This is a genomic window from Jatrophihabitans fulvus (assembly GCF_054781375.1).
Window position 1 is genome coordinate 40,996 of record NZ_BAAGUN010000008.1, and the last position, 20,858, is coordinate 61,853.

The following is a 20,858-nucleotide window of genomic DNA, read 5'->3' on the forward strand; positions in this document are numbered from 1 at the left end:
CCCCGCTACGACGGCCCCGGCGCGCTGCGTCGGGGCCGTCGTGGTCTGCCCGGGCCGAGTCGCAGCACGACCCGCGCCTCGACGTCCGCGGGGCCGTGCACGGTGCTGTCGCCGCCGGCGAACCCGTTGTCGGACACGACCCACCAGCCACCGTCCGACGGCCGGACGGCGCGTTTCACCACCAGCCGGTCGGGCAGGTCCCGGAAGCGGGCGAGCACGACGTCGCCGGCCCGCACCCGGGAGCCGCGGCGGGCGAGCAGGACGTCACCGTGCCGCAGGGTCGGCACCATCGACGGGCCGGACACGGCGACGCGCAACCAGCGCCCCACGCGGTTACCGACTCTCCTCAGGGGGGAACGTGCACCTGAGTAGGGTCGAGATCGTCCCGGCTCAGCATGTCCCGCACTCGTACTGGAGGACCCAGACTATGCGCCTTTTCCGTACCGCTCGCACCACCGCGTACGCCCACTGCGACCTGCCCTGCGGCGTCTACGACCCCGCCCAGGCCCGCATCGAGGCCGAGTCCGTCAAGGCCATCATGGAGAAGTACCAGGGCAACGAGGACCCGGTGTTCCGCACCCGCGCGCTCATGATCAAGGAGCAGCGCGCCGAGCTCGTGAAGCACCACCTCTGGGTGCTGTGGACCGACTACTTCAAGCCGCCGCACTTCGAGAAGTACCCGCAGCTGCACGAGCTGTTCAACAAGGCCACCAAGGCGGCCGGCGCCGCCGGCGGCAAGGGCGAGGTCGACCCGGCCAAGGGTCAGGAGCTGCTCGACCAGATCGCCGAGATCGACAAGATCTTCTGGGAGACCAAGCAGGCCGCCTGATCCGGCGGGTTCGAGCATGACAACTTCGGAGGCGGGTCCCGGTCAGGGGCCCGCCTCCGGCGTGCCCGATCTCGGTGTCGAGCTCGGCGACGACGTCGAGTTGTGGCTCGTCCGCCACGGCGAGACCGAGTGGAGCGTGGGCGGTGAGCACACCGGCACCACCGACATCCCGCTGACCGGCAACGGCGAGAAGCAGGCCGAAGCCCTGCGCGACCAGCTCGCCGCGATCGACCCCGTCCTCGTCCTCAGCAGCCCGCGGCAACGCGCCACCGAGACGGCGCGGCTTGCCGGGCTGCGTGTCGACGAGACGATCGAGGACCTCGGCGAGTGGCAGTACGGCGAGTACGAGGGCCGCACCACGCCCGAGATCCGCGAGGACGTCCCCGACTGGACGGTCTGGACGCACGGCTGCCCGGGTGGCGAGAGCCCTGCACAGGTGGCGGCCCGGGCCGAGCGCGTGCTGCGTCGTGTGGCGCCCCTGCTGGCGGACGGTCCCGTCGTGCTCGTCGGCCACGGACACTTCAGCCGGGCCCTCGGCGCGCGCTGGATCGGCCTGCCCCCGGACGGCGGCGCCAAGCTGCTGCTTGGCACCGCGGCGCCGTCGGTGCTGGGCGCGCAGTACGGCACCCCTACGCTGAAGCACTGGAACCTGCCGAACCCCGTCACGTAGCCGTGCCGGACGGTTCGCCCGCCCGGACCCACCGGGCGGATTCGTCTTCGACCCGAGGAAGCCCATGACCAGCGCGGAAGTCCGGACCGATGTCGACGTCGTCGAGGTGCGCACCCCCGCCGATGTCGCGTACGTGTCGACGCTGCGGCTCACCGCTGCCTCGCTCGCCGCGCGCTGCGACCTGACCATCGACGACATCGAGGACCTGCGCCTGGCCGTCGACGAGGCCTGCTCGCTGCTGCTGCCGCACGCCGCCACGACGGCGGACGGCCGCGGCACGCTGGTCGCCCGGTTCGAGGTCGGCTCGGGTGAGTTGCGCGTCCACACCACGGTCGTGACCGACGGCGTCGCCGAGCCCGACCGGGACGGCTTCGCGTGGACCGTGCTGGGCGCGCTCGCGTCCGAGATCGACGTCCAGGCCGCGTCCGACCGTCTCACCATCTCCGTGGTCAAGAAGCGCGAACCCCGGTGACGGAACAGAAGGCGCAGAAGTCGCAGAAGCCGAGCCGCGACCACGGCGAAGCGGCCCGCATGCTCGCGGAGCTGCACCAGCTCCCCGAGGACAGCCCGCGCCGGCAGGGCCTGCGCGACCAACTGGTCGAGCAGCACATGCCGCTCGTCGTCTACCTCGCCCGCCGGTTCTCGGGCCGCAACGAGCCGATGAACGACCTCGTGCAGGTCGGCGCCATCGGGCTCATCAAGGCGATCGACCGCTTCGATCCCGAGCGCAAGTTGGAATTCTCGACCTACGCGACGCCCACCATCCTCGGCGAGATCAAGCGTCACTTCCGCGACACCGGCTGGCTGATCCACGTGCCGCGGCGGGCGCAGGAACTGCAGACCACGCTCAACGCCGCCCGCGCCGACCTGAGCCAGGAGCTCGGCCGCGCGCCGACGGTGAAGGAGATCTCCGAGCGGATCGAGGTCGACGAGGAGACCGTGCTCGAGGCGCTCGATGCCGCGCGCGCCTACTCGGGCGTGCCGATCGACGTGCTCGCCGCCCCCGGCGAGAACGTGCCCGAGCACCCGATGCTCGGCGTCGTCGACGAGGGGTTCGAGCAGGTCGAGCAGCGCGCCATGCTGCGCCGGGTCATCGCGAACCTGCCCGAGTCCGAGCGCGAGATCCTGCTGCTGCGCTTCATCGCCAACAAGACCCAGACCGAGATCGCCGCCATCGTCGGCGTCTCGCAGATGCAGGTGTCGCGCCTCGTCGCGCGTGGCCTGCGGCGGCTGCGCGAGAGCCTCGGCGCTCCCGAGCCGCCGACCGAGCCGCGCCGCCGCCGTTCCTGACGGGTACCACTCCCCCTGACGGACCGCCCGTGCCGTCCTACGGTCGGGTCATGCCCGCAGGACGTGCCGCGCTCGCCACGCTCGTGCTCGCGGCGACGGTCGCGGGGTGCACCGCGGACGCGCCGGACACGCGTCCGTCCGGCCCGTCCGGGTCCAGCTCCAGCGCCGTCGCGGCGCGGACGCTACCGCCCAGCGGCGCGCGCGCGGCCCGACCGGGGCCCGTCGTCTGGGACACCCTGCGGACCGGCCTCGGTCGGGTGCACTCGATCGTCGCCCGGGGCAGCGTCACCGTCCTCGGCCTGGACGGGAACAGAGGTCTCGCCGCCGTCGCCACCGCGACCGGTCGCGTCCTGTGGCGCACCCGCAGCGCGTACGACGCCGCGTCGCGGATCCGGGGCGGCGACGGCAGGAGGCTGTCGACCCTGGTCCGCGGCGCGACCGCGGTCGACTCGGCCGTGGGCCCGTTGCTCGTCGTCGGCTACGAGGGCGGCCCGGAACGCGACGGCCACGTCGGCAACGACCTGGGGGTGGCCGCGCTGCGGCTGCGCGACGGCCGCCTGATGTGGTCCAACCCGGTCGGCTTCCGCGGCGGACGGCAGAACATCGTCAGCATCCGCGGCGCCGACCGGAACGGGATCGTGGTCGACGTCGTGCCCCTGGGCAACCCGCCGGCCGCACAGGTCGCCACCCTGCGGCTGGACGCGGCCACCGGCCGGACCGGGTGGCAGGTGCCCGGCAGTCTCACCGACGTCGTGACCGGCGACGTCGCGATGACGGGCGTCGTGCGCGAGGGCAGCGTCGCGCTGGGCGACGGTGACCGTGGCGTCCGCTCGGGCCGGGACCTGCGCACGGGGCGGGTCGTCTGGACGGCCCCCGGGACGTCGATCGGCGCGTACGTCGACCTCGGAGCGATCACCGCGGCCTCCGTGACCGTGCGCACGGGGGTGCTGTCGGTCGCGAGCGGCCGCGTCCGGGTCCCCGCCCCCGGGCCGGCGGGCTCGTGCGTGTCGGACGGCAGCCGGCTGATCGCGTGCGACGTCGCCGACCGCCTCCTCACAATCGTCGACGGCGAGGCGGGGTTCTCCGCCGCGGCGCGAGCGCTCGGGGCGGCCACGGGTTTCGAGGACCACACGCTCGACACGGTCACGAGCGGCGGGCGCATCTGGGTGCACGACGAGCGCGGCGGCTCGTCCGTCGCGCTGGACCGGTCCGGGACGACCGTCGTGGGCGCCGTACCCGGGCACGTCGTCGCCGGCTCGGGACGCTGGTTGTACGTCGCGGAGTCGGACTCCTCCGAGCTGGGCCGGGTGGACGTCTACCGGCTGGGGTGAGCCGGGCGCCGCGTCACAGCGGGTCGCGGTCCAGCGCCTGCCGGGCCGGCGGGGTGAACAGCAGGTAGATCACGGCGACCGCGGCGATCAGGATCGGGCCACCCCAGAGCACCCGTCCGGCCTGGAAGGCGAGGCTGTACGCGACGGGAAGGGCCAGCAACTGCACGACCACCATGGGCGAGCGGGCGGCCGGGCTGAGCTTCAGCAACCCGCTCGCGCCCATGAGGATGCCGACGCCGACACCGGCGGCCATGAGGGCGGCCACCAGCGAGCGGGCGACGCCGTTCGGGTGCCCGAACGCCGTCCCGTAGACGTAGAAGGCGGCCGCGGCGAACAGGGCGAGCGCCTCGAGGACGAGCACTCCGCAGGCGGCCCGGATCGGCGTCGGGACGTCCGACAGATCGGTCCGGTTCACGCGCACCACCCCAATGTATCTAGGGTGAGTCGCGTGCGAGTTCTCGTGGTGGCCAACCCCCGGGCGACCGCGGTGAGCGACCGCGAGCGCGACGTGCTGGCGCACGCGCTCGCCGGCGAGGCCGAGCTCGAGATCGCCGAGACCGCCAACCGCGGCCACGCCGCCGCCCTCGCGTGCCGCGCCATGCGCGGCGGCACCGACGTCGTCGTGGCCCTCGGCGGCGACGGCACCGTCAACGAGGTGATCAACGGGCTGCTCACCGACGGCGTGCACGACCGCGTCCCCGCGCTGGGCATCGTGCCCGCCGGGTCGACCAACGTGTTCGTCCGCGCGCTCGGCCTGCCGAACAACGCCGTCGAGGCCACCGGCGGACTGCTCGAGGGCCTGCGATCGGGCTCGCGCCGCACGGTGAGCATGGGCCAGGCGGACGATCGGTACTTCTGCTTCGCCGCGGGCCTCGGCTTCGACGCCGCGATCGTCCACGGGGTCGAACGACGCCGTCGCCAGGGCAAGCGCTCGACGCACACGCTGTACGCCCGCGTCGGGGTTCAGGAGTTCTTCCGAGCCGACCGCCGCCACCCCCACCTGGCGGTCGAGCTGGCGGACGGCACGCGCTGGGACGACATCCACTTCGCGATCGTCACCAACACCGACCCGTGGACGTACGTGGGGAACCGTCCGCTGCGGCCCACGCCCGAGGTGACCCTCGAGTCCGGTCTGGGCGTCTACGCGCGCCGGCGGATGCGGACGGCCGGCATGCTCGTGAGCATGGCCCGGCTCTCGGGCTCGCGGCCCCGGGTCGGACGGTACGGGGCGTTCAGCGCCCATGACGTCGATCACCTGACGCTGATCGCCGACGAGCCACTCCCGTTCCAGGTCGACGGGGACGCACTGGACGCGCGGGACAAGGTGACGTTCCGTTCCGTACCGGAGGCCATCAGGGTCGTCACACCGATGCCTGATTCGCCCTGATTCGCGCAAGATTTCGGAGCGCAACCCTCGACGCGGAACCGGGCGAGCGCGTACCGTCGCCCGAAGTCGCCACCGCGCGTGGGCGCCGTCCGGGAGAAAGCGTTCTCGGTCAGGCACCACGGTGGCACTGATCCACAATCCGGGCGCGGGGGAACGTGCCGGTGACCTGCGTCGCCGCTGCTTGAACCACGCGCCAGCTCGTGAAAGGATTCACAAGCGCGCGGCCGAGAGGCCACCGCGAGTGAGGAGAGATCGATACATGGACTGGCGGCACCACGCAATCTGCCGTGACGAAGACCCGGAGCTGTTCTTCCCCATCGGGAACACCGGCCCGGCGATCCTGCAGATCGAACAGGCCAAGAGCGTCTGCCGACGCTGCCCGGTCATCCAGGACTGCCTGACCTGGGCGCTGGAGTCCGGTCAGGACGCCGGCGTCTGGGGCGGACTGTCCGAGGACGAGCGACGCGCCCTGAAGCGGCGCAACGCGCGCACCCGCGCACGGTTGGCCTGAACGAACCCGGACACAGACAGCGTCACACCCGGCGCCGTGCTCCCAGCGACATGCTGAGCACGGCGTCGGTTCCGTTTCCGCCCGGGGACGGCCGGTAGGCGACCTCCCCGTGCAGTTCCGCCGACACCAGCGTGTTCACGATCTGCAGGCCGAGCCGGTCGGACTTCGCCCCCGTGAAGCCCTCGGGCAGCCCCACCCCGTCGTCGCGCACGGTCACCCGCAACGTGCCCCGCGCACTCTGCGCGTGCACGGTCACCGTGCCCGTCCGGTCGTCGGGGAAGCCGTGCTCGATCGCGTTCTGCACGATCTCGGTCAGCACCAGCACCAGCGGCGTGGCCGCCTGGGCCGGCACCACCCCGAACGTCCCCTCGCGGCGCATGGCCACGCGCGAGCGTGAGCCCATCACGTCGGCCAGCATCTCGAGCAGCCGGTCGACGATCTCGTCGAAGTCGACGGCCTCGTCGATCGACACCGACAGCGTCTCGTGCACGAGAGCGATCGACTGCACGCGGCGCATCGACTCCTCCAGCGCGGTCCGCGCCTCGGGCACGGCCACCCGCCGGGCTTGCAGGCGCAGCAGCGCGGCCACCGTCTGCAGGTTGTTCTTCACGCGGTGATGGATCTCGCGGATCGTCGCGTCCTTGCTCATGATCTGCCGGTCGCGGCGGCGCAGCTCGGTCACGTCCTGCACGAGCAGCAGCGCCCCGAGCGTCTCGCCGCGCGGGCGCAGCGGCCAGGCGCGGAACCAGATGACGGCCCCCTGCGCCTCCATCTCGATGCTCGCCGGGTGTCCCCCGTCGATGGCGTCGCGGACGGCCACCGCCAGGTCGCTCGCGTCGAACGGGTCCTCGGCGACGCTGCTGGTGAGCGCGTCGATGGGTTCCGACAGCACCGGCCCGGTGACGCCGAGGCGGCTGAACGCCGACAGCGCGTTGGGGCTGGCGTAGATGATCGTGCCGTCCGGTTCGAGGCGGACGAGACCGTCGCCCACCCGCGGGGTCGCGCCCTCCTCCGAGCGCAGCGAGTCGGCCGAGGGGAACGTGCCGTCGGCGATCATGCCGGCGAGGTCGGCCGCGGTCTGCAGGTAGACGAGCTCCAGCTGACTGGGGGTGCGCACGCTCGCGAGGTTCGCGTCGCGCCCGATGACGGCGATGACCTCGCCGTCGTCCGTGTCGGCGTCGCCGGTGCGGCAGCGCACCGGGATCGCCTCGCGCCGGATGGGAAGGTCGCCGTCCCAGTCGGGGTCGACCTCGCGGAAGATGCGCGACTCGGCCCACGCGATGCGCAGCGGCGCGACCCGGTTGCCCTGCAGCACGACGCCGACCTGGTCGTGCTGGTAGGCCGTCGGGCCGGTCGTCGGACGGCACTGGGCGACGCAGAGGAAGCCGGGCACGCTGCCGCCCTCGCCCGACGGCACCGCGATCGGCACCCAGAGCAGCAGGTCGGCGAAGGCGAGATCGGACAGCAGCTGCCACTCGCCGACCAGGCGCGCGATGTGGTCGACCTGGGCGTCCGTCAGGGAGGTACGCGCCGCGAGGGTGTCGGTGAGAGCGGACATCGGTACTAAGGTGCCAGATCGTCCGTTACGTCCCGCACGCCGGAGGCGCCAGTGTCCGCTTCGCCCGATCCCGAACGTCGCCGTCTGTCCGGCGGTGCCGTCGCCGCGGTGGTGATCCTGCTGGCCATCCCGTGCATCGCCCTCGCCCTCGTCCCGACGTACTCCCGCGAGACACCGAAGCTCGCCGGCTGGCCGTTCTTCTACTGGTACCAGCTGCTGTGGGTGATCCTCACGCCGATCATGACCTACTCGGCGTACCTGGTCATCAAGCGCGGACGGGGCGAGCGGTGAGCGCGCCCCTGCTGGCCGCCAACGAGGGCGTCAACGGCGTCGAGCTCGCGGTCGTCGTCTTCTTCTTCGTCGTCGTCACCGCAGGCGGTTTCGTCGCCGTCCGCTGGCGCCGCGCCGAGTCGATGGACAGCCTCGACGAGTGGGGGCTGGGCGGACGCCGCTTCGGCACCGTCGTCACGTGGTTCCTGCTCGGCGGTGACCTCTACACGGCGTACACGTTCGTCGCGGTGCCCGCGGCGATGTTCGCGACCGGCGCGGTGTCGGGGTTCTTCGCCGTGCCCTACACGATCGTCGCGTACCCGATCGTGTTCGTGTTCCTGCCGCGGCTGTGGAGCGTGGCGCAGACGCGCGGGTACGTCACCCCGGCCGACTTCGTGCGCGGGCGCTACGACAGCCGGGGTCTCGCCCTCGCGGTGGCGTTGACCGGCATCGTCGCGACGATGCCCTACATCGCGCTGCAGCTCGTCGGCATCCAGGCGGTCTTCGACACGATGGGGCTCGGCGGCTCGTCCAACGAGTTCGTCAAGGACCTGCCGCTGATCATCGCGTTCGCGGTGCTGGCCGCCTACACGTACTCCTCGGGTCTGCGCGCACCCGCGCTGATCGCGTTCGTCAAGGACACGCTGATCTACATCGTCATCGTGGTGGCGATCATCTACGTCGGCGCGAAGATCGGTTTCGGCGACATGTTCGACGCGGCCAAGACGAAGCTGACGACGCCGAACCCGCAGACCGGCAAACCCGCGGGCGCGTTCGTGACCGGCGAGGGCACCTACTGGGCGTACGGCACGCTGGCGTTCGGCTCGGCGCTCGCGTTGTTCATGTACCCGCACTCGATGACGGCGGTGCTCGCCAGCCGCACCCGCAACACGATCCGCCGCAACACCGCGATCCTGCCGGCGTACTCGCTGATGCTCGCCCTGCTCGCCCTGCTCGGCTTCGCGGCGATCTACTTCGTCAACACCGGCCGGATGGACGTCGTCGGGTCCGACGGCGTGGTGAACCCGCAACTGGCCGTCCCGCACTTCTTCCAGGAGGCGTTCCCGTCCTGGTTCGCGGGGGTCGCCTTCGCCGCGATCGCGATCGGCGCGCTCGTCCCGGCGGCGATCATGTCGATCGCGGCGGCGAACCTCTTCACGCGCAACGTGTACCGCGAGTTCTTCGAGCGCGAGGCGTCACCGAAGAAGGAGGCGGCGGTCAGCAAGATCGTGTCGATCCTCGTGAAGTTCGGCGCCCTGCTGTTCGTGCTGTTCCTCGACAAGTCCAACGCCATCAACATGCAGCTGCTCGGCGGCGTGTGGATCCTGCAGACGCTCGTCGCGATCGTCATCGGCCTCTACACGCGCTGGCTGCACCGGTGGGCGCTGCTCGCCGGCTGGGCCGCCGGCATGGTCTACGGCACCGTCGAGGCGTACCTGCAGAAGGCGCCCGACACGGTGACGAAGATCGTCGACGGCAAACCCGAGACGACCGTGAACGGCACCAAGCACTTCGCGGCCTCGATCGCCGAGATCCCCTTCACCTCGACGAAGGTGTACATCGGCGTCACGGCGCTCGTGATCAACATCCTGATCGCGGTCGTGCTCACGCTGATTCTCACGGCGCTCAAGGCGCCGGCCGGCACCGACAGCACCCAGCCGTCCGACTACTACTCGGAGCAGGCGTCGGACGAGGTGCAGGCCGAGGCGGCGGCGTTGACCTCCGGCCACGAGCAGGAGAAGCATCCCTGACGTGGGTGTGGTGGTACTCGGCCTGGGGCTGCTGGTGGGCGGCCTGCTCGCGGCCTGCGGCCGGGGCGGGCGCTACTGGCGCCCCGCCCGGGCCGCTGCCGCTGGGGCGACGGTCTTGCTGGCCGGCGTGGTGACGCTGCCGATGTCGCGGATCGGCGCCGCCGGCTGCTTCGCCGTCGCTCTCGGGTTCGCCGCCTACCGCGAGACGCCGCGCCGACGGCAGCGCGGCGTCCCTGACGTCCCTGCCGTCACCGCCGCATCGCGACCGTGACGATCTCCCGGCTGCCGGCTGTGAACGGGGCGCCGTCCCACCACCCGTGACGGGCCTCGACGACGAGGCCGGCGTCGGCGAGCAGGCGGTCGATCGTGCTCTCCCGCGGGAAGCGCAAGGTGCTGCGGCTGACCCGTGGCTCGGCCTCGCCGTCCACGGCGAACGTCTCGGTGAAGGTCACGAGAGGGTCGGGATCGGCGGTGACCTCCTCGACCTCGTGCCACACCCGCACCATGCGCCCGTCCCGGTCACGCACTTCGCTCACCCCGTCGGGCTTCCAACCCTCCCAGGCCCGGGCGGACGGGTTGCGGGACTCGAACGCGAAGCGGCCACCGGGCACGAGGGCCTTCCGGACGGCTTCGAACAGCTCGCGCGCGGCGTCGTCGTCCAGCAGCACCTGGAAGGCATGGCCGGTCATGTACGCGAGGTCGAACCCGGCCCGGAAGCCCGCGTCGGCCAGGTAGGTCTGCACCCATTCGATGTCGTCGCGGCGCCGTGCCCGGGCGAGCATGCCGGCGGCGGGGTCGACCCCGACGAGACGGCCCGTGTGCCCGGTGTCGCGCAGGTGGTGGAGCATCGCGCCGGTGCCGCAGCCGACGTCCAGCACCCGCCCGGCCCGGCGGGCGAGCGCGAAGTAGAACTGCTCGTCCGGGCCGTTGCGCACCTCGATGCGGTCGTACAGGTCGGCGAGGTACTCGTCCTCGAAGTACGCGTCGGGCACGCCTCCAGCGTCGCGCAGGCCGCAAACGCACAGCGCGGCCACCCTCCTTCGCTGAGTTCTTGTGCTCTGCCCGCACCCGCGCGCAACACGACCCTCCCCGATGCTTCTGCTCTGCCCGCACGGGTGCGCAACACGATCCTCACCGAAGCTTCTGCTCTGCCCGCACGGGTGCGCAACGCGACCCTCACCGATGCTTCTGCTCTGCCCGCACGGGTGCGCAATGCGACCCTCACCGATGCTTCTGCTCTGCCCGCACCGGCGCGCAGGCCCGTGCCCGCATCTAGGAGGGCAGAGCAGAAGGGCCGACGCGAGGGGTGTCGTGAGCGGTCCGCGGCAGACACCACGGCGACGGTCACCCGGGGCGAGGCGTGCCGGGACCGTTACCGTGCAGGCGTGTTCCACGTCGTGTTCGTCGAACCGCGCATCCCGCCGAACACCGGCAACGCCATCCGCATGGTGGCGGCGACGGGAGCGCACCTGCACCTCGTCGAACCGCTCGGTTTCACGATGACCGACGCGCAGCTGCGGCGCGCCGGGCTCGACTACCACGACCTCGCCCAGGTCACCGTCCATCCGACGCTCGACGCCCTGTGGGACGCGCTGCCCGACGCGCGGGCGTTCGCCTTCACCGCCTCGGCGACGACGTCCTTCGCCGACATCACCTACCGTCCGGGCGACGCCCTGGTGTTCGGTCCGGAACCCACCGGCCTCGACGCCGCGGTGCTCGCCCACCCCCGGGTCACCGAACGGGTGCGCATCCCGATGTTGGCCGGGCGACGGTCGCTGAACCTCTCCAACGCCGCCGCCGTCGCCGCCTACGAGGCATGGCGACAGGGGGGCTATTCCGGCGCGTCCGAGCTGCCCTCGCCGCAGTAGATGCCGTTGCGGCTCGCCGACACCACGTAGACCGGCAACTCACCGTGGGGAGCCCCGCCGTCCTCGATCTCGAGCGCGCGGGTGCGGCCCACGACCTGCTCGCGCCCCTCGGGGGTGCGGCGAGCCACCCGGTACTCGGCCCCGGACGGTCCCGACCAGCGCACGACCACCCCGCCGTCCGGCAGCCGCGCCGCCACCACGGCGCGCGGCGCCGTCAGCGTCGCAGCGCGCGGGGCCGGCGGCGGTGCGGCCGCAGGTGCTGGGGGCCGGGGCGGGGCCGACGTCGGCCCGACCGCGGGCGGCCGTGAGGTCGCCGGCGCGGCTGCGGGCCCGCTCGACACCTCGGCCGACGACCGTCCGGCCCGGAAGGCGGCGACGACGTACACCGGGACGGCGCCGGTGGGCGCGCCGCCGTCCTCGACGGTCGTGGCGGACGTGCGGGCGACGGTGCGGACCGACCCGCCGGGCTCCGTCCGCCCGACCCGGTAGCTGACGCCGGGCGTGGGCGAGGGTTGCCAGGTGACCACGACCGTGCCCGTGCGGTCGCGGACGGCCCGCACGGCGGACGGCGCCGCGAGCGGCGCGTCGGCGAGCGCCTCGACCGCGCGGGGATGCTCGGGGAAGCGCTCGAGCACGCCGAGCAGCGCCTCGGCCGGGTCGGCGGACGCGAGCGCGGCGTCGACCTCGGCATCGGCGGTGGCCAGCTCGCGCCGGGCGCGCTCCAGCTCGCGCTCGGCGCGGGCATTGCCCGTCGGGCTGGGCACGTCGGTGGCGGTACGGCACAGGTGCTCGAGATGCCCGACCGCCTCGGCGAACCGCCGGGCCGCGACCGCCGTGGCCGCGGCCCGCCACCGCCGCTCGGCCTCGCGCAGCGCGTCGGCGATCTCGTCGGCGAGGGCGCGGATGGGCGTCGCGCCCTGCCCACCGGCCTCGACCGACGCCTCGGTGGCGAGCCGGCGCGCCTCGATCAGGCGGCCCTCCCGCAGGGCTGCGCGGGCGGCCTTGAGCCGTTGCTCCCACAGCGGCGAGGACGTCTCGCGCGGCCGCGCCGGCGCGGACGACGGCTCCCCGAGCGGATCGACCTCGACGCCCAGTTCGGTGGCGATGCCCGTGATGAGGCGCCGGCCACGGCGTGCGTCCAGCCCGAGCGCCACGGCCTCGCCGAGCAGGTGCGCGTGGTCGTCGGCGACGAGCCGGTCCTCGACGAGCACGGCCGCCCGCACCTGCGGGCGCAGGGCGGCGGCCACGTCGGCGGCGATCGCGTCGACGTAGCCGGCGAGCACGATCGGTCCGGACTCGAGCAGGTCGCGCACGTGCACGAGCAGTTCGTCGGCGACCGCCCGCAACCGCGACGGCGGCAGCTCGCGGCAGCGCGCGCGCCACGACGACGCGCGGCGGTGGATCTCGCCCTCGTCGGCGGTCGGGTCGAGTCCGAGCAGGGCGAGCAGGGTCGGCGGCGCCGGCATCTCCTGCAGCCGACCGAACTCGTCGAGCAGGTCGCGGACCTGCTGACGGCGGTGCTCGCTCACCGCCGGGGCGGGCGTCGCCGCCGGCACGGCCGCCGGCGCGTCGACGATGCGGTGGTGCCGCAGCCGGGCGTGCACCTCGTCCGCGGTCAGGCCACCGAGCGCGCCGATCTCGACGAGCCCGTCGATCTTGTCGCGCGGGATGCCCCGGTACCGGGAGACGAGCCGGCGGACGGCCTGGTCGAGCAGCTCGAACCGGGCGGAGTGCTGCTGCTCCCGCGCGCCGCGGACCGACGCGGCGAGACCGGCCCTCGATCCCGCGTGCCGCAGCGGCGCGCACCGTTGCTCGTGCGTCTCGACGAGCACGCCGGCGAGCGTGCCGTACTTCGGGTGGTCGCGGGTGCGTTGCCAGAACGCCCACACCTCGTCGAGCTGCGCGGCGACCTGGCCGTCGGTCCACCGGTCGGCCTCGTCGACGGGGATGTCGTAGATCTCGAACGGGTCGGACGCGTCCGCCCCGCCGCGTCTGTGGACGGCGGCGAGCACCCGTTTGCGGTAGTCGTTGGCGTCGAATGACACGGCCGTGTCAGTCCCGTCGTCGCTGCTGGTGCAACTGGTGCCGTTCGCGGGCGACCTCGGTCTGAGACAGCGTCGCGCCGGTCTGCGCCGTGAGCACGAGCGGCAGGTTCGCCTGCACGTGGAAAGCGGTCACCGTGAGCACGCCGTCGAAGCCCATCTCGAAGCTGACCCGGACCTCGCTGCCCTCGTCGTACCCCGGCGGAATGCCCTCGATGGCCCCCGCCACGAGCAGCTTGGTGTCGGCCAGATGGCTGGACTCGACCTGGCCGATCTGCTCGACGACCCGCAGCTCGATCGCGTCCTGGTCGGGTCGGACGGTGCCGAACGAACGCTGCACCCGCACCGGCAGCCGGTCGTTGCGGTGCACCAGCCAGACCGGTTCCAGCTCGCCGCTCATCGGGTTCGCGGCCAGCACCCCGAAACCCCGGGACACGACCGTGTCGACCCGCACCTCGATCGCGCGTCGCACCTGCGCCAGCGGCATCGCCAGCGCGTCGGCAACGCGGCGGCAGGCGTCGTCGAGCTCGGCCGGCGGTGCCTGCTCGAGCACGGCGCCGTGCGGCAGCCGTCCGCGGGTCACGAGGTCGCTGAGCACGAGCCGCTCGAGGTCCTTCTTCTGCCCGAACACGGCAGCGCCGCGGGCGACGGCGAGGTCGGGATCGTGCAATTCGGGCTCGAGTCCCAGCTCGGTGCGCAGCGCGGCGGCCACCATCGGCATGCGCGACGACCCGCCCACCATGAGCACCCGGCCGACCCGGCCCACTCCGCGCCGGACGGCGGCGTCGAGGCAGGCACGGGTCAGTTCGACCGTCCGCCGCACGAGGGCCCGGGTCATGTCCTCGAGCTCGGCGCGGGTCACCGTGATCGTCGCCCGCGCGCCGTCGTGGGCGACGACGACGTCGGTCGCCTCGCGGTCGGACAGTTCCCGCTTGGCCTGTTCGGCGGCGAGCACGAGGGCCTGCGAGCCGGCGGAGTCGTCGAGCGGGTCCTCCGCGTCCGGGTTCTCGGCGCAGAAGCGGCGCGAGAGGTGCAGGCTCAGCCGCTCGTCCCAGTCGGCGCCGCCGAGCTGGTGGTCGCCGTCGACGGCGAGCACCGAGATGCGGCGGTCGGCCAGCTCGATGACGGTGGCGTCGAAGGTGCCGCCGCCGAGGTCGTACACGAGCACGGTCTCGGCGCCCGCCGTGCCGGTCTCCTTCTGCAGGCCGAGGCCGCCGTCGAGTCGTCCGAACCCGTAGGCCAGCGCCGCGGCGATCGGCTCGGACAGCACGTCGACGACGTCCAGCCCGGCGTACACCCCGGCGAGCACCGTCGCGCGCCGCTCCTCGTCGCCGAAGTAGGCGGGGACGGTGATCACCGCCGACTGCACCGGCTGTCCGGACGCGAACTCGGCGTCGGCGCACACCGACTTCAGGATCAGCGACGAGACGGCGGGCGCCGACCACGGTTTGCCGTGGGCCACGAACCGCCACTGCGACTCGCCCATGCGCCGCTTCACCAGCGCGCACACGTGATCGGGGTCGAGCCGTGCCTGGCGCCGTGCGCCCTCGCCGACCAGGTGCTCGTCGGGTGAGGCGAACAGCACCACCGACGGCGTCGTCGGCTCGCCGGTCAGGCCGGCGAGCACCTCGGGGCGGCCGTCGGACCCAACCAGGGCGACGGCGCTGCAGGTGGTGCCGAGATCGATTCCGTGGACGGGCACGCGCGGAGCGTACCGAGGGTTCCTACGATCGGTCCGTGGACGAATCCCCCGGTGGACCCGGCCTGCAGGACGTCGCCGACGCCGTCACCGATCTCGCCCGCGTGGTCGCGCGTCAGCAGCAGACCCTCGACCGGCTGGCCGACGGCGCCCGGCGCCAGGAGACGGGCTCGGCCGACCCGGTGCTGCTCACCGACCTGTACGCGCTGCACCGCGACGCGGTCGCGCTGGCGGCGACCGCGCGCACCCGCCGGGAGCGGGTGGGCTTCGAGACGATGATCGACTCGCTCGCCCGCATGATCGTCGGACGGGGCGGGACGCTGGTGTCGCCGGCCCCGGGTGCGCCGTTCGACCACGCGACGATGGAGGCCACCGAGGTCGTCGACACCGACGTCGCCGCGGACGACCGCACCGTCGCGTCGGTGATCGAGGCCGGCCTGGTGGTCACCGAGCCGCGCCGTTCGCTGCGCCCGGCGCGGGTGGTCGTCCGCCGGTACCGCTCGCCCTGACGTCAGGCGCGCGGGAGCTCCACGACGACGTCGAGGCCGCCCTCGGGCCGGGCGTGCGCGGTGATGGTGCCGTCGTGGGCCGCGACGATCGCCCGCGCGATGGTGAGGCCGAGGCCCACCCCGCCGCCGTGGTCGAGCCGCTCGCCGGACGCCCGCCGGAACGGCTCGAACAGCCCGGGCACCTGCTCGGGCGCGACCACGGGTCCGGTGTTGAGCACGCGGACGGCCCCGTCGGGCGTGACGGCCACCGACACCCGTCCGCCGGGTTCGTTGTACTTCACCGCGTTCGTCACCAGGTTGCTGACGAGGCGGTCGAGCAGGGCCCGCTCCCCCACCACCCGCACCGGCGCGGTCTGCAGCTCGAGGGCCACCTCGCGCTGCTCGGCGCTCGAACGGTGTGCGGCGACCACCTCGGTCGTCAGCTCGTCGAGCGGCACCGCGTCACCGGCCATGCGGCCCCGCTCGCTCTCGGCCAGCGTGAGCAGCCCGTCGATGAGCCGCTCGTTGCGTTCGTTGGTCGCGAGCAGCTGCCGGGTGAGCAGGGCGATCTGGTCGGGGGTGAGGTCGTCGGCGAGGCTCACCTCGATCAGCGTCCGCTGCGTGGCCAGGGGCGTCCGCAGCTCGTGCGACGCCGACGACGCGAAACGCCGCTGCGCCTCGTACCCCTCCGCCAGCCGGTCGAGCATGCGGTCGACGGCGTCGGCGAGGGCCTTCGTCTCGTCCGTCCGCGACCCGGGACGGCGCAGCCGCAGCCCGAGGTTGGTGGGGCCGAACTGCTCGACGGTGCGCGCGACCTCGCGCAGCGGCTGCGTGACCCAGCGGGCCAGGCCGACGACGATCACGGCCGCCAGCGCGGTGCCGATGAGCAGCTCGACGACGGCGAAGCCGGGACGGTAGCTGAGGCTGTTGCAGCCGTTGAAGATGCCGATTGGACGGGCGAGGCCCGACCCGCCGCAGCCGACCTCGATGCCGTCGGTGCCGCGCAGTTCGGCGAGCAGGGCGGCCACGAGCCGCCAGGCGACCTCGAGGTACAGCCATCCGACGACGAAACCGGCCAGCACGGCGACCACGGCCCGCCGGCGAACCGTCACGGCTCGCCCAGCCGGTAGCCGACGCGCGGGACCGTGTGGAGGACGGGAGGGTCGCCGAGCTTGCGACGCAGCGTCATGACGGCGACCCGCACGGCGTTGGTGAACGGGTCGGCGTGCTCGTCCCACGCCTTCTCGAGCAGCTCCTCGGCGCTGACGACCTCTCCGGCCGACCGCATCAGCACCGTCAGCACCGCGAACTCCTTCGGCGAGAGGTCGAGGATGCGGCCGTCGCGGAACGCGCGGTGTCGCGGGATGTCGAGTACGACGTCGCCGTGTTCGAGCACGGGCGGCGAGCCGACGGGTGCGCGGCGGGCCAGGGCCTGCACCCGCGCCGCGAGCTCGGCGAAGGCGAAGGGCTTCGTCAGGTAGTCGTCCGCGCCCAGACCGAGCCCGTCGACCCTGTCGCGGATGCCGGACGCCGCGGTCAGGATCAGGATGCGCGTGCCGTGCCCCTCGGACACGAGCCACCGGCACACGTCGTCGCCGGTCGCCTTCGGCATGTCGCGGTCGAGCACGGCGACGTCGTAGCGGTTGACCGCGAGCCGTTCCATCGCCGCCTCGCCGTCGTAGCAGACGTCGACGGCCATCGCGAGCTTGCGCAACCCGCTCGCGACCGTGTCGGCGAGCAGTCGCTCGTCGTCGGCCAGCAGCACCCGCACGTCTCTCCCCGGGGTCGTCGGTGGTCATCGGTGACCCCCGAGCCTGACCGGTGGGCCGTAAGCGCGCCATAAGCACGCGACCGACGCCGACGATAACCGCCGGTCGCGACGCTGCCGCTCATGACCTCTACGCTCGAACGCCCCGTCCGCACCGATGCCCCGCGTCCCGACTTCGGCGCGACGGTGGTCCACGGGACGGCCCGTCCCCGCTCGTACCGGGTGCTCGTCGCGGGCACTGTGTGCACGGCGGTGCTGCTCGTGCTCACCGTCGCCGCGACGGTGGTGGTGGCGTTTCGCTACGTCACGCAGGACAGCCGCCGCGACTACCTCGGCGCGGACGGGTGGCCGGTCCACGGCCAGGCCGCGCTGGTGGTCGGCGACGGTGCCGCGGAGGTCGGGCCGCGACAGCGTCCGGCACCGATCGCGAGCATGGCGAAGGTCATGACCGCGCTGCTCGTGCTGCGCGAGCACCCGTTGCGTCCGGGGTCGGACGGCTTCACGGTGCGGGTCACGGGCGCGGACGTCGCGATGACGCAGCGGCAGCGCGACGCCGACCAGTCGGTCGTCCGGGTGGCGGAGGGCGAGACGCTGTCCGAGCGGCAGGCGCTCGTGGCGTTGCTGCTGCCCTCGGCGAACAACGTCGCGGTGATGCTCGCGCGCGCGGTCGCCGGATCGCAGTCGGCGTTCGTGTCCCGCATGAACGCGGCCGCGCGACGGTGGGGCATGGCCCATACGCACTACGCGGACGCCAGCGGCTACGACCCGCGGACGGTCTCGACCGCCGCCGACCAGCTGCGGCTGGCGCGGGTGGCGGCCCGCGACCGGACGTTCTCCGGCCTGGTCGCGCTGCGCGCGTACCACCTGCCGGTGGCGGGCGACGTCCGCAACACCGACATCCTGCTCGGGCGCGACGGCTTCGTCGGGACGAAGACGGGTTCGCACGACGCGGCCGGCGGGTGCTTCATGTTCCGTGCGATCCGCAACGTCGACGGCCGGCGGCAGCAGGTGATCGGGGTCGTGATGGGGCAGCCGGGACGCAACCTCGCGCAGTCGGGGCAGTACGCCGCCCGGCAGCTGGTCGAGCGGCGGGTCGGCCCGTTCACCTATGCCGACCGGTGATCGTGCCGTCCGGCTGGGTCAGGCCCGACGCTCGATCGACACCTCGGTGATGCGGACGCGGACCCGCTCGTGCAGGCTCGCCGGCGCCTGGTCGCCACCGCAGCAGCGGTTCACCAGCGCGCGCACGTCCCGCTCGAGCCCGACGTGCCTCAGGCACGGCGAGCACGCGTCGAGGTGCTGCTGGATGCGTCGCCGCAGCTGGTCGTCGCCCTCGTTGTCGAGGTACAGATAGACGTCCGCGAGCACGGCGTTGCAGTCGAGCCCGCCGGGGTTCAGGTCGTCGGTCATTTCTCGCCTCCCGCAGCCGTTCCGGCGCCGATCAGGCCCCGCTCCCGGGCGTAGTCACCGAGCAGGTTCTGCAGTTGCTTGCGGCCGCGGTGCAGCCGCGACATGACCGTGCCGATCGGAGTGCCCATGATCTCGGCGATCTCCTTGTAGGCGAAGCCCTCGACGTCGGCGAGGTACACCGCGAGGCGGAAGTCCTCGGGCAGTGCCTGCAGCGCGTCCTTGACGTCGCTGTCGGGCAGGTGGTCGAGCGCTTCCATCTCGGCGCTGCGCAACCCGCTCGACGTGTGCGACTCGGCGCGGGCGAGCTGCCAGTCCTCGACGTCCTCGTTGCCGGACTCCTGCGGCTGGCGCTGCTTCTTGCGGTAGTTGTTGATGAAGGTGTTCGTGAGGATGCGGTACAGCCAGGCCTTGAGGTTCGTGCCTTCACGGAACTGGTGGAACGCGGCGAACGCCTTCACGAACGTCTCCTGGACGAGGTCCTCGGCGTCCGACGGGTTGCGCGTCATCCGCATCGCGGCGGCGTAGAGCTGGTCGAGGAACGGCAGCGCGTCGCGTTCGAAGCGCGCCCGCTGCTGCTCGGGTGTCTCGACCGTCTCGTCCGCCACGAAGTTCTCCTCTGCGTCCGCGTCCCAGCGTATCGGGCGCGGTCTCTCGAGCGTCGCGGCAGCCATACCGTCCATAACCGACGTCGCCGCCGGGGCATTCCGGCCGTCCTAGGGTGATCGCATGAACGCCAGCGTCGCGACCACCGTGCTGTCCGTCCGCGCCGACGCGCGGCGCCACGTGGTGCCCGACCGGGCGGAGCTGCATGTCGAGGTCGCCGTCCGCAGCGACTCCCGCGCGGCCGGGCGGGCGGCTGCCACCGCGGCCTTCGACGCCGTGGCCGCACGCCTCCGGGCGCTGGGCGGCAGCGTCCGGTCGCTCGAGGCGCTGCGCGCGCCCCTCACCTGGGCGGTCGAGGCCGTCGATTCCTGGTCCGACGGCGAGCACGTCGAGTGCCACCTGCGGGCCACGGTGCACGTGCGGGACTTCGACCTGCTCCCCGACGTCGGGGCGGCCCTGTCGGGCGACGGGGTCGAGCTGGGCCGGGTGTCGTGGCGTCTCGACGACGACAATCCGGTCTGGCCGCAGGTGCGTGCCGACGCGATCGCGAGCGCACTGCGCAAGGGCGGCGACTACGCCGCGGCACTGGGTGGTGAACTCCTCTCCGTCGAGCAGGTCGCCGACGACGGGTTGCTCGGCGACGGGTTGCTCGGTGACGGCCCAGCCGAGTCGTTCGGCGGTGACAGCGTGGTGCTCGCGTCGAAGGCCGCCGGGGACGGTGAGCACAGCACGCAGCTGCACCCGCAGCCGCAGGTCGCCGTCGCCGTCATCGAGGCGCGGTTCGTCGCCAGCTGCCGTCCGCTGCGCTGATGGCGACGGGAACGCCGGCGACGGCTCTGCTCACCCGCGACGCGGTCGCGTTCACGCTGCATCCTTACGACCACGATCCGCGCGCGTCCGCCTACGGGGACGAGGCCGCCGCCGCGCTCGGCGTCGAGCCGGAACGACTGTTCAAGACGCTGATCGCGTCGGTGGACGGGTCGCTCGCGTGCGCCGTCGTCCCGGTGGCGGGGCACCTGTCGCTGAAGGCGTTCGCGGCCGCGCTCGGGGCGAAGAAGGCAGAGATGGCCGAACCGTCCGCAGCGTCCCGCGCCACCGGCTACGTCGTCGGCGGCATCTCGCCGATCGGCCAGAAGAGCCGGTTGCCCACCGTCGTCGACGAGACCGTCGAGCTGTTCGACACCGTGTTCGTGTCCGCGGGCAAGCGGGGCCTGCAGGTCGAGCTCGCCCCCGCCGACCTCGTCCGCGTCACCGGTGCGACCGTCGCCGACATCGCGACCGGCTGATCCGATTCGGACAGTTCCCCTCCCGTGACGCGATCAAGAAGGGTCGTGCTCGCCAGGGCGTGCACGTCCTCCTCTTGATCACCCGTCCGGGGAAGGT

General features: G+C 73.0%; 25 protein-coding genes. 15 read left to right on the forward strand and 10 right to left on the reverse strand.

Annotated features, from left to right (window positions below; all coding sequences use genetic code 11):
• Positions 1–5 precede the first annotated feature (5 nt).
• Positions 6–329 carry a S24/S26 family peptidase gene (locus ACYVP9_RS21355; protein ID WP_460606988.1) on the reverse strand — a complete coding sequence of 108 codons (324 nt, stop codon included), beginning with the start codon at positions 327–329 and terminating at the stop codon, positions 6–8.
• A gap of 98 nt (positions 330–427) precedes the next feature.
• Between ACYVP9_RS21355 and sodN the strand changes: the two genes are divergently transcribed.
• The 5 genes from sodN (at position 428) to ACYVP9_RS21380 (ending at position 4,120) form a co-directional block, all read left to right on the forward strand.
• Positions 428–829, forward strand: a complete 402-nt coding sequence (gene sodN / locus ACYVP9_RS21360) for a superoxide dismutase, Ni (RefSeq protein WP_460606989.1) — start codon at positions 428–430, stop codon at positions 827–829.
• A 16-nt stretch (positions 830–845) separates the two neighbouring features.
• Positions 846–1,499: a histidine phosphatase family protein gene (locus ACYVP9_RS21365; protein ID WP_460606990.1), complete on the forward strand. Its 654-nt coding sequence runs from the start codon at positions 846–848 to the stop codon at positions 1,497–1,499.
• A gap of 64 nt (positions 1,500–1,563) precedes the next feature.
• On the forward strand, positions 1,564–1,971 hold the full coding sequence (locus tag ACYVP9_RS21370) for an ATP-binding protein (RefSeq protein WP_460606991.1): 408 nt from the start codon (positions 1,564–1,566) through the stop codon (positions 1,969–1,971).
• Positions 1,968–2,789, forward strand: coding sequence for a sigma-70 family RNA polymerase sigma factor (locus tag ACYVP9_RS21375; RefSeq protein WP_460606992.1), 822 nt, complete (start codon positions 1,968–1,970; stop codon positions 2,787–2,789). Before ACYVP9_RS21370 ends, ACYVP9_RS21375 begins: the two co-directional genes overlap by 4 nt.
• 50 nt (positions 2,790–2,839) lie before the next feature.
• Positions 2,840–4,120, forward strand: coding sequence for an outer membrane protein assembly factor BamB family protein (locus ACYVP9_RS21380; protein WP_460606993.1), 1,281 nt, complete (start codon positions 2,840–2,842; stop codon positions 4,118–4,120).
• 13 nt (positions 4,121–4,133) lie between these two features.
• Here ACYVP9_RS21380 and ACYVP9_RS21385 read toward each other — a convergent pair whose 3' ends face one another.
• Positions 4,134–4,535: a hypothetical protein gene (locus ACYVP9_RS21385; RefSeq protein ID WP_460606994.1), complete on the reverse strand. Its 402-nt coding sequence runs from the start codon at positions 4,533–4,535 to the stop codon at positions 4,134–4,136.
• A 33-nt stretch (positions 4,536–4,568) separates the two neighbouring features.
• Between ACYVP9_RS21385 and ACYVP9_RS21390 the strand changes: the two genes are divergently transcribed.
• Together ACYVP9_RS21390 and ACYVP9_RS21395 are read left to right on the forward strand one after the other, a co-directional pair.
• Positions 4,569–5,507 carry a diacylglycerol/lipid kinase family protein gene (locus tag ACYVP9_RS21390; RefSeq protein ID WP_460606995.1) on the forward strand — a complete coding sequence of 313 codons (939 nt, stop codon included), beginning with the start codon at positions 4,569–4,571 and terminating at the stop codon, positions 5,505–5,507.
• A gap of 259 nt (positions 5,508–5,766) precedes the next feature.
• A complete protein-coding gene (locus tag ACYVP9_RS21395; protein ID WP_460606996.1) occupies positions 5,767–6,018 on the forward strand; it encodes a WhiB family transcriptional regulator in 252 nt (83 codons plus the stop codon).
• A gap of 22 nt (positions 6,019–6,040) precedes the next feature.
• Here ACYVP9_RS21395 and ACYVP9_RS21400 read toward each other — a convergent pair whose 3' ends face one another.
• Positions 6,041–7,576 carry a sensor histidine kinase gene (locus ACYVP9_RS21400; protein WP_460606997.1) on the reverse strand — a complete coding sequence of 512 codons (1,536 nt, stop codon included), beginning with the start codon at positions 7,574–7,576 and terminating at the stop codon, positions 6,041–6,043.
• Between the two features lie 51 nt (positions 7,577–7,627).
• Here ACYVP9_RS21400 and ACYVP9_RS21405 point away from each other — a divergent pair, with 51 nt between their 5' ends.
• The 3 genes from ACYVP9_RS21405 to ACYVP9_RS21415 are packed head-to-tail and all read left to right on the forward strand — an operon-like array spanning position 7,628 to position 9,868.
• Positions 7,628–7,867, forward strand: coding sequence for a DUF3311 domain-containing protein (locus tag ACYVP9_RS21405; protein ID WP_460606998.1), 240 nt, complete (start codon positions 7,628–7,630; stop codon positions 7,865–7,867).
• Positions 7,864–9,597, forward strand: a complete 1,734-nt coding sequence (gene mctP, locus ACYVP9_RS21410) for a sodium:solute symporter family protein (RefSeq protein WP_460606999.1) — start codon at positions 7,864–7,866, stop codon at positions 9,595–9,597. Before ACYVP9_RS21405 ends, mctP begins: the two co-directional genes overlap by 4 nt.
• A 1-nt stretch (position 9,598) precedes the next feature.
• Positions 9,599–9,868, forward strand: coding sequence for a hypothetical protein (locus ACYVP9_RS21415; protein ID WP_460607000.1), 270 nt, complete (start codon positions 9,599–9,601; stop codon positions 9,866–9,868).
• Here ACYVP9_RS21415 and ACYVP9_RS21420 read toward each other — a convergent pair.
• On the reverse strand, positions 9,846–10,589 hold the full coding sequence (locus ACYVP9_RS21420) for a class I SAM-dependent methyltransferase (protein ID WP_460607001.1): 744 nt from the start codon (positions 10,587–10,589) through the stop codon (positions 9,846–9,848). The two genes, ACYVP9_RS21415 and ACYVP9_RS21420, sit on opposite strands and share 23 nt — an antisense overlap.
• Before the next feature lie 393 nt (positions 10,590–10,982).
• Between ACYVP9_RS21420 and ACYVP9_RS21425 the strand changes: the two genes are divergently transcribed.
• Positions 10,983–11,465 (forward strand): tRNA (cytidine(34)-2'-O)-methyltransferase, encoded by a 483-nt coding sequence (locus ACYVP9_RS21425; protein ID WP_460607002.1) that lies wholly within the window; start codon positions 10,983–10,985, stop codon positions 11,463–11,465.
• Here ACYVP9_RS21425 and ACYVP9_RS21430 read toward each other — a convergent pair.
• Positions 11,429–13,510, reverse strand: coding sequence for a fibronectin type III domain-containing protein (locus tag ACYVP9_RS21430; protein WP_460607003.1), 2,082 nt, complete (start codon positions 13,508–13,510; stop codon positions 11,429–11,431). The two genes, ACYVP9_RS21425 and ACYVP9_RS21430, sit on opposite strands and share 37 nt — an antisense overlap.
• Positions 13,511–13,517: 7 nt before the next feature.
• Complete coding sequence (locus ACYVP9_RS21435) at positions 13,518–15,209, reverse strand: Hsp70 family protein (protein WP_460607004.1); 1,692 nt, start codon at positions 15,207–15,209, stop codon at positions 13,518–13,520.
• 35 nt (positions 15,210–15,244) lie between these two features.
• Between ACYVP9_RS21435 and grpE the strand changes: the two genes are divergently transcribed.
• On the forward strand, positions 15,245–15,715 hold the full coding sequence (gene grpE, locus ACYVP9_RS21440; protein ID WP_460607005.1) for a nucleotide exchange factor GrpE: 471 nt from the start codon (positions 15,245–15,247) through the stop codon (positions 15,713–15,715).
• Between the two features lie 2 nt (positions 15,716–15,717).
• On the opposite strand, the gene ACYVP9_RS21445 is transcribed toward grpE, so the two are convergent.
• Entirely contained in the window at positions 15,718–16,806 is a 1,089-nt protein-coding gene (locus ACYVP9_RS21445) for a sensor histidine kinase (RefSeq protein WP_460607006.1), read from the reverse strand.
• Positions 16,803–17,465 (reverse strand): response regulator transcription factor, encoded by a 663-nt coding sequence (locus ACYVP9_RS21450; protein ID WP_460607007.1) that lies wholly within the window; start codon positions 17,463–17,465, stop codon positions 16,803–16,805. Before ACYVP9_RS21450 ends, ACYVP9_RS21445 begins: the two co-directional genes overlap by 4 nt.
• Positions 17,466–17,585: 120 nt before the next feature.
• On the opposite strand from ACYVP9_RS21450, the gene ACYVP9_RS21455 reads away from it, so the two are divergent.
• Positions 17,586–18,584: a D-alanyl-D-alanine carboxypeptidase family protein gene (locus ACYVP9_RS21455; protein WP_460607008.1), complete on the forward strand. Its 999-nt coding sequence runs from the start codon at positions 17,586–17,588 to the stop codon at positions 18,582–18,584.
• A gap of 18 nt (positions 18,585–18,602) precedes the next feature.
• On the opposite strand, the gene rsrA is transcribed toward ACYVP9_RS21455, so the two are convergent.
• A complete protein-coding gene (rsrA, locus tag ACYVP9_RS21460; protein ID WP_460607009.1) occupies positions 18,603–18,872 on the reverse strand; it encodes an anti-sigma factor RshA in 270 nt (89 codons plus the stop codon).
• Positions 18,869–19,552, reverse strand: coding sequence for a sigma-70 family RNA polymerase sigma factor (locus ACYVP9_RS21465; RefSeq protein WP_460607010.1), 684 nt, complete (start codon positions 19,550–19,552; stop codon positions 18,869–18,871). Before ACYVP9_RS21465 ends, rsrA begins: the two co-directional genes overlap by 4 nt.
• A gap of 46 nt (positions 19,553–19,598) precedes the next feature.
• Here ACYVP9_RS21465 and ACYVP9_RS21470 point away from each other — a divergent pair, with 46 nt between their 5' ends.
• The gene (locus ACYVP9_RS21470) at positions 19,599–20,285 is read left to right on the forward strand and encodes an SIMPL domain-containing protein (RefSeq protein ID WP_460607011.1); all 687 of its coding nucleotides are present in this window, start codon (positions 19,599–19,601) and stop codon (positions 20,283–20,285) included.
• Positions 20,282–20,761 carry a Cys-tRNA(Pro) deacylase gene (gene ybaK / locus ACYVP9_RS21475; protein ID WP_460607245.1) on the forward strand — a complete coding sequence of 160 codons (480 nt, stop codon included), beginning with the start codon at positions 20,282–20,284 and terminating at the stop codon, positions 20,759–20,761. Before ACYVP9_RS21470 ends, ybaK begins: the two co-directional genes overlap by 4 nt.
• The last annotated feature ends 97 nt before the right edge of the window (positions 20,762–20,858 follow it).

Bases quoted from the DNA above. Each gene is read 5' to 3' on its own strand.
- ACYVP9_RS21370 (WP_460606991.1), top strand. From the start codon at position 1,564: ATGACCAGCGCGGAAGTCCGGACCGATGTCGACGTCGTCGAGGTGCGC.
- ACYVP9_RS21395 (WP_460606996.1), top strand. From the start codon at position 5,767: ATGGACTGGCGGCACCACGCAATCTGCCGTGACGAAGACCCGGAGCTG.
- ACYVP9_RS21455 (WP_460607008.1), top strand. From the start codon at position 17,586: ATGACCTCTACGCTCGAACGCCCCGTCCGCACCGATGCCCCGCGTCCC.
- ACYVP9_RS21400 (WP_460606997.1), bottom strand. From the start codon at position 7,576: ATGTCCGCTCTCACCGACACCCTCGCGGCGCGTACCTCCCTGACGGAC.
- rsrA (WP_460607009.1), bottom strand. From the start codon at position 18,872: ATGACCGACGACCTGAACCCCGGCGGGCTCGACTGCAACGCCGTGCTC.
- ACYVP9_RS21465 (WP_460607010.1), bottom strand. From the start codon at position 19,552: ATGGACGGTATGGCTGCCGCGACGCTCGAGAGACCGCGCCCGATACGC.
- ACYVP9_RS21365 (WP_460606990.1), top strand. From the start codon at position 846: ATGACAACTTCGGAGGCGGGTCCCGGTCAGGGGCCCGCCTCCGGCGTG.
- ACYVP9_RS21380 (WP_460606993.1), top strand. From the start codon at position 2,840: ATGCCCGCAGGACGTGCCGCGCTCGCCACGCTCGTGCTCGCGGCGACG.
- ACYVP9_RS21470 (WP_460607011.1), top strand. From the start codon at position 19,599: ATGAACGCCAGCGTCGCGACCACCGTGCTGTCCGTCCGCGCCGACGCG.
- sodN (WP_460606989.1), top strand. From the start codon at position 428: ATGCGCCTTTTCCGTACCGCTCGCACCACCGCGTACGCCCACTGCGAC.